Here is a 15,100-nt window from a genome sequence, read left to right as displayed (position 1 = left end):
GGCGATCTCCTCTGAAAACAGAGATTCCCGCTTTCGCGGGAATGACACCCCGGAATGGGCCAAGGTCAGGCCCCTCGACTCCTCCCGGCCAACGGCACCGACCTCGCTCGCCACCACTTCCGCGCTCCCTTGAATGAAATAAATTTCAGCAAAAGAAAAATAATGCAAAACGCTTGACGGCGCCCAAAACCCTCCGCTATCGATAGGGCGTTGGAACAAATATCAACGCATGGGAAAAATTGCTGGCGGGAGGCTGGCAGTGATCCTGAGGAGGAGAACGAATGCGCATGATGAAGAGCGCGCTGGGCGCGGCCTTGCTGGTCGGCGTCAGCCTTGGCGGGGCAGGGGTGGGGTATGCTCAGGCTGGTTTTCAGTGTGAGCCGGGCGAAACCTACGTCATGAACGTGATGGTTTCGGCGCACCCCTATTGGGTGCCGGTTTATCAGGGGTTCAAGCAGGCCGCCGAGGCCATGGGCTGTGAAACGGTGTTTTCCGGCACGCCCGACTATGACATTGCCAAGCAGATCGCTTCCTTCGAACAGGATCTGATCAAGAAGCCGGCGGGCATTCTGCTCCATCCCATGCAGGCGGACCCGTTCATCGAGCCGATCAACCGCGCCATCGAGGGTGGCGTCGAGATCGTGACTTTCGCGGCGGATTCGCCGAACTCAAACCGCACCGCCTATGTCACCTCGGACAATGTTGCCGAGGCCAAGTTTGCGGCCGAGGAGATCGTCAAGCAGGTCGGCGATGCCGGCCAATATGCCGTGCTCGAAAACCCAGGCCAGAGCAATCACGACCTTCGCGTGACCGCCTTCATTTCCTATATGGAAGAGCACTATCCCAATATGGAATTGGTCGGCCGCCAGGCCACCAATCAGGATAGCAACGCGGCCTATCGCGCCACCGCTTCCATTCTCCAGGCCAATCCCGAGCTCGACGCCATGTGGATCCCCGAAGCGGGCTCTGCCGAAGGCGCCGTTGCCGCGGTGCTCGAAGCCAAGGCCGACGTGCTGATCATGCATGCCGACGTCACCCCGACGACGCTCGAACACATCAAGGCTGGCAATATCCACATGGCGCTCAATCCCAACCAGGGCATTCAAGGCTTTATGGGGTTCGTTGCCACCTTCATGGCGGCCCATTCGGACATGTTCGACCCGTTCAACGACTACAAGGTGTCGGGCTACAACCCCATGCAGATCCCCTTCGTGGACAATGGCTTTGCCGTGATCACCAAGGAAAACGCCGACTCCTTCGATCTCGGCGTCTACATGGAAGGCCGCGATCCCAACTGATCCTCGTTTCCCGACGAGCCGCCTGCGCCGAACCAATGGGTTTGGCGCAGGCCACAGGAACAACGCGAGTTGCAGCCATGTCCGATGTCATTCTCAAGGTGAGCCGTCTCAGCAAGGCCTTTGGTTCCATCCAGGCCCTGCGCGATGTGCAGTTCGAGCTGCGGCGTGGTGAAATCCATGCGCTGGCCGGGGAAAACGGCGCCGGCAAATCGACGCTGATGAACATCATCGACGGCATTCTGCAGCCCGATAGCGGCGAGATCATTCTTGACGGACGACCGGTGCGCATCGCCTCGCCCGCCGCCGCCCAGCGCCTCGGTATCGGCCTCGTGCATCAGGAAATTGCCCTTTGCCCTGATATCACCGTTGCCGAAAACATCTTTATGGCCGCGACCAATGCGAGCCGTTCACTTCTGGTCGACTATGCGGGGCTGCATCGCCGCGCCGCCGACATCCTGTCCGGGCTTGGCGACATCGATCCCTTGGCCCTCGTGCGGAGCCTCTCGATTTCACAGCAGCAGCTGGTAGAGATCGCCAAAGCCCTAACGCTCGATTGCCGCGTGCTCATCCTCGACGAGCCCACGGCCGCCCTGACCGAAAAGGAAGCCACGGTCCTCTTCGCCATCATGCATCGGCTGGCCGCTGAGGGTATCGCGATCATCTATATTTCGCACCGCATGGCCGAAATTTTTGGTCATTGCGACCGGGTTTCGGTGTTTCGCGATGGACAATATGTCGTCACCCATCAGGTGGCGGAGACGACGCCCACCGACATCGTCAATGCCATGGTCGGCCGCGTGGTGGACAATCGTTACCCAGCCAAATTCCAGGGCGACAGCCTTGCGGCACCAGCCATTCTCGAAGTCGAAGGTCTTTCGAGCCCCGGCCTCTTTTCCGATGTGAACTTTTCGCTCCATCGCGGCGAGATTCTTGGTCTTGGCGGACTGATCGGTGCCGGACGCAGCGAAATCGTTAGAGGTATCTGCCGCATCGACGAAACCGCCAGCGGCACGGTGCGTCTCGAAGGCAAGCCGCTTGATACCCGCCGCTACCAGCAGACCATCAAGGAAGGGCTGGTCTATCTCTCCGAAGACCGCAAAGGCGATGGCTTGTTCCTCGATATGTCCATTGCCGCCAATGTTTCGGCGCTGCGCCTCGGCCTCGTCAGCAAGGGCGGCATCATTGATCAGCGGCGCGAGAACCAGCAGGCCAGCGATCTCGGCCGGCGCCTCAATCTCAAATGCGGCCATGTCGGCCAGCCGGTATCCGCGCTTTCCGGCGGCAATCAGCAGAAGGTGGCCATCGCCAAGATGCTCTCGGTCAATCCGAAAGTGATCTTTCTCGATGAGCCGACGCGCGGCGTCGATGTCGGCGCCAAGCTCGAGATTCACCGCATCCTGCGCGACCTCGCCAATGCCGGGGTCGGCATCGTGGTCATTTCGTCCGAATTGCCCGAATTGATCGGCGTCTGCGATCGCGTCCTCGTGGTGCGCGAAGGCCGCATCAATGGCGTGGTCTCGGGCGACGCCATGACCGAACAGAATATCATGTATCTGGCCTCAATAGACGCCGAACGGGCGCGGGCCGGGGGAGCAAGACTATGATCACGCAGACCATTGAAGCGGAAGCAGGCAAGACGGCCGGCTCCGGCTGGAAGCGCCTCGCCGGCATGCGCGAAATCGGGCTGATCCTGATCATCCTGGCGCTTTTCGCCGCGATGTCCTTTGCCTCGCCCTATTTCCTCACCTGGGAAAACATGCGGGCCATGGCCATGGCCTTCGCGGTGGAAGGCATCGTGGTGGTCGGCATGACCATCCTCCTTATTTCCGGCGGCATCGACCTCTCGGTCGGCTCGGTCACGGCACTTGCCATGGTCATTGCGGGCCTATTGTTCCTCAATGGTGTCGATCCCTGGACAGCCTCGCTGATCGCCATTCTGGCCTGCACCGCCATCGGCGCGCTGATGGGCTTCTTCGTCACCAAGGTCGGCCTCCATCATTTCATCGTGTCGCTGGCCGCCATGGTGATTGCCCGTGGCGCTTGTCTCCTCGGCACCGGTGGTCGCCCGCTCGGCCTCTTCACGCTGCCACCCGAGTTCAAATTCATCGGCCAGGGTTCGATCGGCGTCATTCCGGTCGTCATCGTGATCTTCGTGGTCGTGGTCGTCGCCTTCGATTTCATGCTGCGCCGCACCACCATGTTCCGGAAGGTTTTCTACACCGGCAGCAACGAGAAGGCGGCCGCCTATTCCGGCATCCGCACCAAGAAGGTCATCTTCCTCACCACGACGCTGTGCTCGGCCCTCTGCGGCTTTGCCGGGGTGATCTACATGGCGCGCTTCGGTTCGGCCCAGCCCACCTTCGGCGTCGGCATGGAACTCAACGTGATCGCCGCGGCGGTGATCGGCGGAGCAAGCCTTTCGGGCGGTTCGGGCACCATTTTCGGCGCCATCCTCGGAACGATCCTCCTTTCGGTGGTTTCCAGTTCGCTCGCCTTGCTCGACGTATCGGTCTACTGGCAGGACATTATCCGAGGATCGATCCTGCTCGCTGCCGTGACCATCGACCACTATCTCAGCAAGCGGCGCAGGTGATCCATGTTCAGGCGACTGGGTGACGAGATGACCGAAAACAGCGACTTCGAAGCAACGCGCCAGATTTACACCGTGCTCGTGATGCACTTCCTCGAGGGCCATAAGCAGTCCGATATCGCCGAGGCTCTGAACCTGTCGACCTCCAAGGTCAACCGGTTGATCGCCCAGGGGCGCAAGCAGGGCATGGTGCGGATCGAAATCGAGTCCCCGTTCCAGCGGCTCGTCGAAATCGAACGCCTGCTTGTCCAGGCTGCCGGCCTCGGCAGTGCCGTGGTCACGCCCACCGTTTCGGGCAATCTCGATACGACCCTGAAACAGGTCGGCCGTGCCGCCGCCAATCAATTGCTGGAATCGCTGCGCGATGGTGACGTCATCGCCATCACCGGCGGCAAGGCGGTCAGCGCCGTGGTCGACAATCTCGACCCCGAACGGACCTTTGATGTCACCGTCGTGCCGCTCACCGGCGGCGTGCAGGGCAAATACTATACCGACGTCAATCACCTGGCCTCGCGCCTCGCCGAACGGCTGGGCGGTAGCACTCATCTCGTCCACGCCCCGCTTTTTGCTGAAAGCATCGAGCAGCGCGACATGCTGATGGAACTGGGCTCGGTCAAGGAAGCCTTCCAGCTTGCCCGCAAGGCGGCCATTGCCCTCGTCGGCATCGGCTCTATCCAGACGCCGGGTTCGAGCTACTACGACCTTCATCCCGACTCGACGGCTGACCGTGAGCGCCTGACCAAGAGTGGCGTCGTCGCTGAATTCCTCGCCCATCTCATCGGCGAAAATGGCGAAGTCGCCGACTACGCCCTCAATTCACGCCTCGTGGCCCTGTCGCCCGGCGATCTCGCCGGCTGCCCAAAGGTCATCGGCGTTGCGGCCGGCGCCGAAAAAGTCCTGCCGATCCGGGCAGCGCTGCGCGGTCACTACCTCAATTCGCTCGTGCTCGACGAAGAAACCGCGGCCGGCGTACTCGACAAGATGGAAAGCAAACAGAATGTCGCCTGATGCGAACAAGCGAGAGATCGGGACCTCCGGCATTAAAGCGTCGGCCATCGGCCTTGGCACCTGGGCCATCGGCGGCTGGATGTGGGGCGGCACCGAAGAATCCGAGTCCATCGCGGCCATAGAGGCATCCATCGATGCCGGCATAACCCTGATCGACACGGCCCCAGCCTATGGCCAGGGCCTTGCCGAAGAACTTGTCGGCCGCGCCATCAAGGGCCGCCGCGATAAGGTGGTGCTCGCAACCAAATGCGGTCTCGTCTGGCACACCACCAAGGGCCATCATTTCTTCGACTATGACGGCAAGCCCGTGCACCGCTATCTCGGTCGCGACGCAATTTTCTACGAGGTGGAACAGAGCCTCCGCCGCCTCGGCACCGATCACATCGATCACTACATCACCCATTGGCAGGACCCGACGACGCCGATTGCCGAAACCATGGACGCCCTTGTCGAGCTCAAGCGGCAGGGCAAGATTGGCTCCATCGGCGCCAGCAATGTCTCGGAGGCCGACCTCAAGGCCTATGTCGCCACCGGTTCGCTCGACGCGATCCAGGAGGAATATTCCATGGCCCGCCGCGGTATCGAGAGCACGCTGCTGCCGCTTTGTCGTGAGCACGGCGTTTCCGTTCTCAGCTATTCCTCGCTGTCGCGGGGCCTCCTCACCGGCAAGGTCGGTCCCGACCGCGCGTTCTCCGGCGACGACCAGCGCCGCACCGACCCGCATTTCTCGCTGGGCAATCGCGAAAAGGTCGCGCGGCTGATGGCCGACATCGCCGGTATCGCGGAGGCCCATGCCGCGACACCGTCGCAGATCGTCATCGCCTGGACCATCAGGCAGCCGGGTATCACCTTTGCCCTCTGCGGCGCGCGCAATGTCAGCCAGGCGCGCGAAAATGCTGGGGCCGCGGAAATTGAACTGAGTCCGGACGAGATCACCATCATCAGCGAGGCCGTCACAAGGCAACTCGTCCAGCTCGCCGCCTGATCGAACCCGAAGAACCGAACTTTTCAACGCTGTCGCGAGACAGCGAGGGGTACTCTATTGTCTCAACAACGCCGCGACAGTTTCGAACAGATTGGTGCCGATGGTGCCTTCGACGTCATCGTCGTTGGTGGCGGCATCAACGGCATCGGCGTCTTCCGCGAGCTGGCCCTGCAGGGGCTGCGCGTGCTCCTCGTCGAGCGCAACGATTTTGCCTCCGGCTGCAGCGCCGCCCCCTCGCGCATGATCCACGGCGGCTTGCGCTATCTCGAAAACGGCGAGTTTTCTCTCGTCCGCGAATCCCTCCGCGAACGCGATGCCTTGCTCGCCAACGCGCCCCACATGGTGCGGCCGTTGCCCACCACTGTGCCGATCACCTCGGTCTTTTCCGGCCTCCTCAATGGTGCGGCGAGTTTCCTCGGCTTTTCCGGCCGGCCTTCCCCGCGCGGTGCCGTACCCATCAAGATCGGCCTCTCGCTCTACGATTGGACTACGCGCAACCGGCGCGTCCTGCCGCCCCATCGTTTCCGCAGTGCCGCCGAAACGTTTGCCGCCTGGCCTAAGCTCACGCCGCGCCTCACCTATTCAGCCACCTATTACGACGCCTGGATCAGCTATCCCGAGCGCCTGGCCCTCGAGCTCGTGCTCGACACCAAGCGCCTCGCGCCGGAAAGCCTCGCCCTCAACTACGCCGAACTGGTGCCCCAAAACGGCGGCTTTGTCCTTCTCGACAAGCTGACTGACCGCCGCTTGCCTGTTTCGGCTCGCGCCATGGTCAACGCCACCGGCGCTTGGCTCGACGAATCCCTCGTCGCCCTCGGCGCTGCCGAAAAAGACCACGAAAACTTCGTCTCCGGCACCAAGGGCTCGCATATCGTGCTCGACAACCCCGCGCTTTTCGAAGCGCTGGGCGGGCACATGATCTTCTTCGAGAACGACGACGGCCGCGTCTGCATCGTCTTTCCCTATCTCGGCCACGTGCTTGCCGGTGCCACCGATATCCGCGTCGAGGGCGCCGAGCGCGTCGCCTGTACGGACGAAGAACGCGACTACATCATCGGCGCCCTGCGCGGCGTTTTCCCCGCGCTGACAATCACATCCGAACAGGTCGTTTTCAGCTTCAGCGGCATCCGCCCGCTGCCGCGCAGTGACCAGCAGTTCACGGGGCGGATCTCCCGCGGCCACTTCGTACACCGCATTGACGGCGACGTGCCGCAATTCTGCATGGTCGGCGGCAAGTGGACCACGTTCCGCGCCTTTGCCGAACAGACCGCCGACGCGGTTCTCGAAGCCCTCGGCCAGGAGCGCCTCGCCGACACTCTCGCCCTTCCCATCGGCGGCGGAGAAAATTTCCCCAAGAACCCGGCCGATCTCGTCCAGCACCTGACCTCGTACCACGGCATCACGACAGATCGCGCCACCCGCCTCGTCGACCTCTACGGCTCCCGCGCCGAAGACGTTCTCGCCTTTTGCCGCGCCCGTACTGACGACGAACCGCTCGACCCCGGCACCACGCTGACCCTTGCCGAGATCGTCTTCCTCACCCGACATGAGCACGTCGCCGACCTCTCCGATCTCGTGCTCCGCCGCCTGCCTCTCGCCATCACCGGCGCGATCTCCGCCGGCCGCATCGCTGCCATCGCGGATGTCGCCGCCACCGAACTCGGCTGGAGTGCCACCGAAACCGCCGCGCAGATCGCCCGGCTCACCAACGAACTCGAAACCTACCACGGCGTCACCGCAGACATGCTGGCGCTGAGGACCAAGGAAAGGAAACAGCCATGCGCGTGAGCAGCAGGGCCCGAATGAGCCGTCTGTTTACCAATGGCGGCTGCCTCGATGTCGCCATCGACCACGGCGTCTGCAACGAACCAAGTTTTCTCCCCGGTCTCGAAGACATGGCCGGGGTCGTTGATGCCCTGGTCGATGCACGGCCCGATGCCATCCAGATGGCTTATGGCCAGGCCGACCTACTGCAAGCGCGACCCGGCAAGGACAAGCCCGCCTTGGTCATGCGCATCGATATGGGTAATCCCTATAATGCCCAGCGCCACAAGGTGATGTGGTCCATGCTGCAGAACCACGACGAGCCCATCATCGGCGCGCTGGAAATGGACGCGGCCTGCGTCGTGGTCAATCTCTTCATGCTGCCAGACGAGCCCGAGCTGTTCCGTCAATGCGTCGCCAATATCAGCCGCGTGCGCGCCGATTGCCATAAATACGGCATGCCCCTGATGATCGAACCGCTGGTCATGCTCCCCAATGACATCCGAGGCGGCTATCAGGTCGATGGCGATGCCGAGAAGATCGTCACCCTCGTGCGCCTCGCCGCCGAGATGGGCGCCGACATCATCAAGGCCGACCCTACCGACAATCCCGATGATTTCCACAAGGTGGTGGAGGCGGCCCGTGTGCCCGTTCTGGTGCGCGGCGGGGGCAAGGAAGACCTCAAATCCGTGCTCGCAAAGTCGGCCCGCTTGATGGGGCAGGGCGCCAAGGGCATGGTCTATGGGCGCAATATCTATCAGCATGCCAATCCGCGCGCGGTCGTGTCCGCCCTGATGGCGATCATTCATCAGGGCGCCAGCGGCGAGCAAGCCTGGGACGTGTACAATGGCTAATCCGCAACGCTACCTTCTCGGCCTCGACGCCGGAAATACCGTCATCAAGGCCGTGCTCTTCGATCTCGCCGGCCGCCAGATCGCCGCCCATGGGCTCGATGGCGCGACCCACAAGCCTGCCGCCGGCATGGTGGAGCGCTCCGTCAGCGAACTCTGGAACAATGCCCAGGTCGCCATCGCCCGTTGCATCGAAACCGCGGGGATCGACCCCACAGAGATCGCCGCCATCGGCACGGCCGGCCATGGCAACGGCCTCTATCTCCTCGATCGGGCCAATCAGCCGCTGCTGGGCATCCAGTCTCTCGACAGCCGCGCCGCCGCGCTTGCTGCTGCCACAGATGACGCAGTCGGCGAAGCGCTCCATGCCATCTGTCTCCAACGCCCCTGGCCCTCGCAGACGCCGATGCTTCTCGCCTGGCTCAAGCAGAACCGCCCCAAAATCTACGCCCGGGCCGGCACCTTGCTCTATGCCAAGGACGTTCTGACATGGCACCTGACCGGGACGCTCGCCACCGACATTTCGGACATGTCCGGGGCCGGTCTCCTGCGTTTGCCCGAGGCCGAATATGACGACGAGCTTTTGCGCCTCTACGGCCTCGAAGACGCCCGCCACTTGCTGCCCGCCCTGCACCAGCCGAGCGCTATTGTCGGCGCCGTGACGCCTGAGGCGGCCGCAACAACCGGCCTTGCCGCCGGGACTCCTGTCGTCGCCGGTCTCTTCGACGTCGTCGCCTCCGCCATGGGGTCAGGCGCGGCACTGCCGGGCTCGGCCTCGGTCGTCGCGGGCAGTTGGTCGATCAATCAGGTCTTTTCCGATATCCCGGTGCAGGATGATCGCGTGTTCATGGTCGCCGCTTATGGCCCATCGCGCTACGCCAATATGGAAAACAGTGCCACGTCCGCGGCGAATCTCGAATGGTATGTTCGCACCCTCATCGAGCGCGGCCATCATCACGACGATCCCTTCGGCGTCGTCAATGCGCTCGTGGGCGAAACTACGCCATCGTCCGATGATCCACTGTTCCAGCCCTTTATCTATGGCGGCCGGCTCGGCGCACATTATCGCGGCGGCTTCTTCGGCCTTGCCGGTTGGCATGGCGAAGGCCACATGCTGCGCGCGCTCTTCGAAGGCGTCATGTTCGAGCATCGCCGCCATATCGGTGTCCTCGCCGATGCCGGGGTCGGCCTGTCGCAGGCCGTGCTATCGGGTGGTGGCGCCCGTTCGCCCCATTGGCCGCAAATGTTCGCCGATGGCCTTGGCGTGCCCGTCACCGTCGCCGAAGCGCGAGAAACCGGCGCGCTCGGTGCCGCCATGATGGCCGCCATCGGCGTCGGCATCTATCCCGACGAGATAGTGGCCGCCGCCGAAATGACCCGGCCGGTAAGAACCTACCGGCCACAAGCCGGTATGGGCCGGCACTATGACAGGCGCTACCGTGCCTGGACCGAACTCAACGCGGCGAGCCAAATTGCCTGGCGTGCGCTGGCGGAGCCCCCGCATGCAGATTGACGGCCAATATGACTATATCATCGTCGGCGCGGGCACGGCGGGCTGCGTGCTCGCCAACCGCCTGAGCGAAGATCCGCGCAACCGCGTGCTCCTGCTCGAAGCCGGCGGCAGCGACAATTACCACTGGGTCAACATCCCCGTGGGTTACCTCTATTGCATCGGCAATCCGCGCACCGACTGGATGATGAAGACTGCCTCCGAGCCCGGCCTCAATGGCCGCTCGCTGGTCTATCCGCGCGGCAAGGTTTTAGGCGGCTGCACCTCGGTCAACGGCATGATCTATATGCGTGGCCAGGCGGCGGACTATGATCGCTGGCGCCAGGCTGGCAATGTCGGCTGGGGCTGGGACGATGTCTTGCCCTATTTCCGCAAGTCGGAAGATCACCACGGCGGTGAAACGGGCATGCACGGTTCTGGCGGCGAGTGGAAAGTGTCGCGCCAGCGCCTCCGCTGGGACATTCTCGAAGCCGTGCAAAAAGGCGCCAAAGAATTCGGTATCCTGCCGCGCGCAGATTTTAACGACGGCAACAACGAAGGCTCCGGGCTTTTCGAGGTCAACCAGGCCGGCGGCCGCCGCTGGAACACCGCACGTGGCTTCCTGCGTCCCGCCCTGAAACGTCCAAATCTGCGCCTCATCACCAAGGCCGAAACCCAGTCGCTGATCCTTGAAGGCCGCCGCATCGTCGGCGTCCGGTTCCGCCAAGGTGGCCAACTCCGCGAGGCGAGGGCAGGGCGCGAAGTCCTCCTCGCGGCCGGCGCCATCAATTCCCCAAAACTTCTCGAACTTTCAGGTATCGGCCGTCCGGACGTGTTGCAGGCCCACGGCATTCCTGTGCAGCATGCCATGAGTGGCGTCGGCGAAAACCTGCAAGACCATTTGCAGATCCGCACCGTCTATCGCGTCACTGGCGCCCGCACGCTCAATACGCTGTTCCATAGTCCCCTGGGCAAGGCGCAGATCGGGCTCCAATACGCCCTGATGCGCAGCGGCCCCATGTCCATGGCGCCGAGCCAGTTCGGCATGTTCACCAAATCTGACGCCTCGCTCGAAACGCCTGATCTCGAATATCACGTGCAACCGCTCTCGACGAACCGTCTGGGCGAACCGCTGCATGATTTTCCGGCCATTACCGTTTCGGTCTGCAACCTCCGGCCGCACAGTACGGGCAGCGTGCACATCACCAGCACCGATCCCACGGTGCAGCCGGATATTCGCCCGAACTATCTCTCGGCCGATCATGATCGTCAGGTTGCCGTCCGCTCGGTGCAGCAGGCCCGCCGCATCATGACTGCCAAGGCCCTTGCGCGCTATCGCCCCGAAGAAATCCTGCCCGGCCCGCGGATCGCGAGCGACGCCGATCTGCTCCACAGCATTGGCGATATCGCCACCACCATCTTCCACCCCGTCGGTACCTGCCGCATGGGCGTCGATGCCGAGGCCGTGGTCACCCCCGATCTGCGCCTCAAGGACTGCGAGGGTCTGCGCATTATCGACGCCTCGATCATGCCGCATATCGTTTCCGGCAATACCGCCAGCCCCGTCATCATGATCGCCGAAAAAGCGGCCGACCTGTTGAGGGCCGGCCGGTAGAGACGATCTCGGCAGATGTATCGGGGCGGTGGCGGCCTCGGCCGCCACGCTGCTTTCAACGCGTGAGACTTGCAAAGAAGCTCGAAACCTCCGCGGCCCAGACCTCAGGCACTTCCATGGCGGCGAAGTGGCCGCCGCTGTCGATTTCGGTCCAGCGCGCGATGGTATTGCCATCTTCGGCAAAGCGTCGGATGGCGACTTCATCCCGCGCAAAGACCGCGACGCCGGTCGGGACACCCGAATTGGGCTTTGGCGTCCAGGCTTCCGGATCATGCGCGTTTTCATAATAAAGCCGGATCGAGGACGCCGCCGTACCGGTGAACCAATAGACAAGAACATTGGTCAGGAACTTGTCTTTGGAGATGGCATCAGGGCTGTCGCCGAACCCCGCGAACATATCGCCCAGCCAGGCGATGAGGCCCGCAGGAGAGTCGGAAATCCCGTAGGCCACGGTCTGCGGGCGGCTTGACTGCAAGGCGTTGAAGCCGAAGCGTTCGGCCATGAACTGTTGCAGGCGCTGCAGGCGCGTGGTTTCGGCCTCGGTGAAGGTGGCGAATTCGGCGGGCTCGATCGGCCCCATGGGGATGAAGCCCATGGTCGCGGCATTGACATGCACGCCGATGACGCGATCGGGCGCCGCACGGGCAATGGTGGGGGCGATGACGGCGCCGGCGTCGCCGCCCTGCACGCCGAAGCGCTGATAGCCGAGGCGTGACATCAGTTCGAGCAGGGCCGCAGCGATGCGGTTGTCGTTCCAGCCCGCCTCGCGGGTCGGGCCGGAAAAGCCGAAGCCGGGAAGCGAGGGAATGACGAGGTCGAAATCGGCCCCTTTGAGCGGGGCAATAGCGTCGAGGAATTCGACGAAGGAGCCCGGCCAGCCATGCAGCAGGAGGAGCGGCATCGCATCGGGGGTTCCGGCTTTGACGTGCAGGAAGTGGATGGTCTGGCCGTCGATTTCGGTGATGAACTGGGAATGCTGATTGATCGCGGCTTCCTGGGCCTGCCAGTCAAAGCCATTGCGGAGGCGGTCGAGTGCGCCGGTGACGAAGCCCGCGGTGGGGCCGGCAGCCCAGCCCGCGCCGGGGGCTTCGCTGGCGAGGATGGTGTTGGCCAGCCGCTGGTTGAGGTCGGCCAGTTGAGCCTCGGATATGGCGATCTTGAAGGGGCGGATGTCGGTCATTTGCTGCGTCCTCGCTGGGGTGAAAGTGCATCCTTTCTAGCCAGCGGGCGGTTTGCGGGATTGAAGATTTCCGACAACCTGCAGTCTGCTCCCAAAAATTGCCCCCTGTTTTGGGTGCGCGAGAAAAAAGCGCTCTAACGCGCTGCAATCTGCCCCGGCGTTTGCCCCATGATGGCCCTTAGCGAGCGGATCATGTGCGGCTGATCGGCATAGCCGAGGGCGAAGGCGACATCGGCGGCGGGGCGCCCCTGTTGCAGCAGGCTCAGTGCCTTTTGGGCCCGCTCGATCTGGGTAAACGTCTTGTAGGTGAGCCCGGTGGTCTTGAGGAAATGCCGCTGCATGGTCCGCTCCGACATGGCCATCGGGTGGCCGGAAACGACGGAAGCGACGAGGCTATTGTCCTCGACAATGCCATTGTTGAGAAGCTTTCCGACAAACCGGTCCACGGTGTCAAAGGTCGGGATTTCGAGAACGTCGCTGCCGAGCCAGAAGCGGTCGCGGCCGATGTTGGAGAGGACGACGCCTTCGTCGCGCATTCGCTCGCCCGGCATGAGCGACATGAAACTGCTGGGTTTGAAAGCGATCGAAAGGATTTCGTCGCCTGCCGAAAAATTATGGGTAACCGCCGATGTCGTCAGCCCGGTGCGCAGGACCGTTGTACCACTTGCGGATTTTAGGACGGCGATATCCCAGCAGCCGTCCGGCTGCATCATCGTGCTGCCATCAGCGTTGAAGGTGGTGTGGGTTACCGCCTCTACCACCGGCGACGACCAGCCATCGAGTTTTACGACAGTGTGCATGCCCGTATCCGCCCGAGTTGCGCCCGCTCAGTCTGACCGGGTTTGGCAATTTGCGCAATCATCGGACGGAATACGGCTGGCAAAGCTAGGCGGTCATGGCGCCGTCGATGGTGAGGCCGGTGCCGTTGATAAAACCGGCATCGGGTCCGGCGAGATAGGCAACGAGCGCCGCGGGCTCCGAGGCCTCGGCTAAGCGGCCGGCGGGCACCATGCCGATGATATAGTCCTCCATTCCCGAGGTCATGTCGGTGCGCGTCGGGCCGGGCTGAATGGCGTTGACCGTGATGCCCTTGGGCGCAAATTCATGGGCCAGCGAACGGGTCATGGCCGTGACGGCGGATTTGGAGAGGCCATAAACCGCCGAACCGGGCACTGCCGCACTGACCGCTGTATTGCTCGACACGTTGATGATGCGCCCGCCCGCCTGCATATGCCGTGCGGCTTCCTGTATGGCAAAGAACGGCGCGCGCACATTGATGGCCATGGTCTTGTCGAAATCGACCTCGACGACGTCGTCGATCAGCGCATGCACCAGAACCCCGGCATTGTTGACCAAAATGTCGAGCCCGCCGAGCCTTTCTGCGGCCGCGCGGATGGCCGTCTGGAGGCTCGCCACATTGGCGCTGTCTGCTTGCAGCGCGAATGCCTTGCCGCCCTTGGCGAGAATTTCATCGACGAGCCCCTGCGCCGCATCGGGACTGGACGCAAAGGTAAAGCCGACATGCGCGCCTTGCTCGGCGAGTTTTCGCACGATGGCGGCGCCGATGCCGCGCGAGCCGCCGGTAACAATGGCGCGTTTATCGAGGAGGGGAAGAAATGCCGACATGTCAAAATTCCTTTCGTCAGGCATGGGAGTTCGTTTTCTGGACTGTCGGGTCCAGAATTAACCAGAGTGATCGATGTGAAGAGTAGCGTCGCTTAGCGCATGGCTTTGAGCGCCTCTATGGTGAAATCGGCGACCTTGGCGAGTTCATCGCGGCTGGCGCCGGCCTGGGCGCGCACGGTCAGGCCCTGCAGGGTGGCGTAAATGAAGCTGGCGGTTGCCGTGACATCGACGGTTGCGGCGATCTCGCCTGCGTCCTTGGCCGCGCTCACCAATTGAGCCAGCATGTCCTCGACACTGGTGGCGGTGTTACGCGCCAGTTGCGTCACGTCCGGATTGGCGCGTCCAAAGGCGGTGGTGGCATTGATGCCCATGCAGCCGCGGGCATTCTCCTCGTCGCTGCGGCGCGTGAAGATGGCGAGAAAGCCGTGCAGCACTTTGAGCGGCGAAGGATTGTCGCCCAAGTGATCGAAGAAGTTCTTGTTGTCGAGCTTGTGGTACGAGCGCAGACTTTCGAGAAACAGCGCCTGTTTGTCCCCAAAGGTGTCGTACATCGACTGCCTGCCGATTTTCATGCCTTTCAGTAGATCGTCGGTCGAGGCGCCTTCATAGCCCTTGGTCCAGAACACCTGAAGTGCTCCGGCAAGGGCGGCATCGCGATCGAATTCCTTGGGTCTGGCCATAAAAGGCAAATAGT

The 15,100-nt window shown here is 62.7% G+C and carries 13 protein-coding genes; 9 read left to right on the top strand and 4 right to left on the bottom strand.

What is annotated here, in order from left to right:
* Positions 1–281: 281 nt before the first annotated feature.
* The 9 genes from ASD83_RS12310 (at position 282) to ASD83_RS12270 (ending at position 11,600) form a co-directional block, all read left to right on the top strand.
* Complete coding sequence (locus ASD83_RS12310) at positions 282–1,298, top strand: substrate-binding domain-containing protein (RefSeq protein ID WP_056311256.1); 1,017 nt, start codon at positions 282–284, stop codon at positions 1,296–1,298.
* Between the two features lie 77 nt (positions 1,299–1,375).
* Entirely contained in the window at positions 1,376–2,902 is a 1,527-nt protein-coding gene (locus ASD83_RS12305; RefSeq protein ID WP_056311253.1) for a sugar ABC transporter ATP-binding protein, read from the top strand.
* A 65-nt stretch (positions 2,903–2,967) separates the two neighbouring features.
* Positions 2,968–3,891 carry an ABC transporter permease gene (locus ASD83_RS12300; protein WP_035081953.1) on the top strand — a complete coding sequence of 308 codons (924 nt, stop codon included), beginning with the start codon at positions 2,968–2,970 and terminating at the stop codon, positions 3,889–3,891.
* 27 nt (positions 3,892–3,918) lie between these two features.
* Positions 3,919–4,896, top strand: coding sequence for a sugar-binding transcriptional regulator (locus tag ASD83_RS12295; protein ID WP_035081407.1), 978 nt, complete (start codon positions 3,919–3,921; stop codon positions 4,894–4,896).
* Positions 4,886–5,881, top strand: a complete 996-nt coding sequence (locus ASD83_RS12290; RefSeq protein WP_056311251.1) for an aldo/keto reductase — start codon at positions 4,886–4,888, stop codon at positions 5,879–5,881. Before ASD83_RS12295 ends, ASD83_RS12290 begins: the two co-directional genes overlap by 11 nt.
* A 57-nt stretch (positions 5,882–5,938) precedes the next feature.
* Positions 5,939–7,669, top strand: a complete 1,731-nt coding sequence (locus ASD83_RS12285) for a glycerol-3-phosphate dehydrogenase/oxidase (protein WP_056311249.1) — start codon at positions 5,939–5,941, stop codon at positions 7,667–7,669.
* Entirely contained in the window at positions 7,660–8,499 is an 840-nt protein-coding gene (locus tag ASD83_RS12280) for a class I fructose-bisphosphate aldolase (RefSeq protein WP_056311247.1), read from the top strand. Before ASD83_RS12285 ends, ASD83_RS12280 begins: the two co-directional genes overlap by 10 nt.
* Positions 8,492–10,009 (top strand): FGGY-family carbohydrate kinase, encoded by a 1,518-nt coding sequence (locus ASD83_RS12275; protein WP_056311245.1) that lies wholly within the window; start codon positions 8,492–8,494, stop codon positions 10,007–10,009. Before ASD83_RS12280 ends, ASD83_RS12275 begins: the two co-directional genes overlap by 8 nt.
* Positions 9,999–11,600 (top strand): GMC family oxidoreductase, encoded by a 1,602-nt coding sequence (locus ASD83_RS12270; protein ID WP_056311243.1) that lies wholly within the window; start codon positions 9,999–10,001, stop codon positions 11,598–11,600. Before ASD83_RS12275 ends, ASD83_RS12270 begins: the two co-directional genes overlap by 11 nt.
* A 55-nt stretch (positions 11,601–11,655) precedes the next feature.
* On the opposite strand, the gene ASD83_RS12265 is transcribed toward ASD83_RS12270, so the two are convergent.
* The 4 genes from ASD83_RS12265 to ASD83_RS12250 form a co-directional block, all read right to left on the bottom strand.
* Complete coding sequence (locus ASD83_RS12265) at positions 11,656–12,780, bottom strand: epoxide hydrolase family protein (protein ID WP_056311241.1); 1,125 nt, start codon at positions 12,778–12,780, stop codon at positions 11,656–11,658.
* 134 nt (positions 12,781–12,914) lie between these two features.
* A complete protein-coding gene (locus ASD83_RS12260; protein ID WP_056311239.1) occupies positions 12,915–13,580 on the bottom strand; it encodes a helix-turn-helix domain-containing protein in 666 nt (221 codons plus the stop codon).
* An 85-nt stretch (positions 13,581–13,665) separates the two neighbouring features.
* Positions 13,666–14,406 carry an SDR family NAD(P)-dependent oxidoreductase gene (locus ASD83_RS12255; protein ID WP_082561146.1) on the bottom strand — a complete coding sequence of 247 codons (741 nt, stop codon included), beginning with the start codon at positions 14,404–14,406 and terminating at the stop codon, positions 13,666–13,668.
* A gap of 92 nt (positions 14,407–14,498) precedes the next feature.
* Positions 14,499–15,086 carry a TetR/AcrR family transcriptional regulator gene (locus ASD83_RS12250; RefSeq protein ID WP_056311235.1) on the bottom strand — a complete coding sequence of 196 codons (588 nt, stop codon included), beginning with the start codon at positions 15,084–15,086 and terminating at the stop codon, positions 14,499–14,501.
* Between the last annotated feature and the right edge of the window lie 14 nt (positions 15,087–15,100).

It is taken from the genome of Devosia sp. Root685, assembly GCF_001427875.1.
Taxonomy (GTDB): domain Bacteria; phylum Pseudomonadota; class Alphaproteobacteria; order Rhizobiales; family Devosiaceae; genus Devosia.
This window is presented reverse-complemented; position numbering and strand designations above follow the sequence as displayed.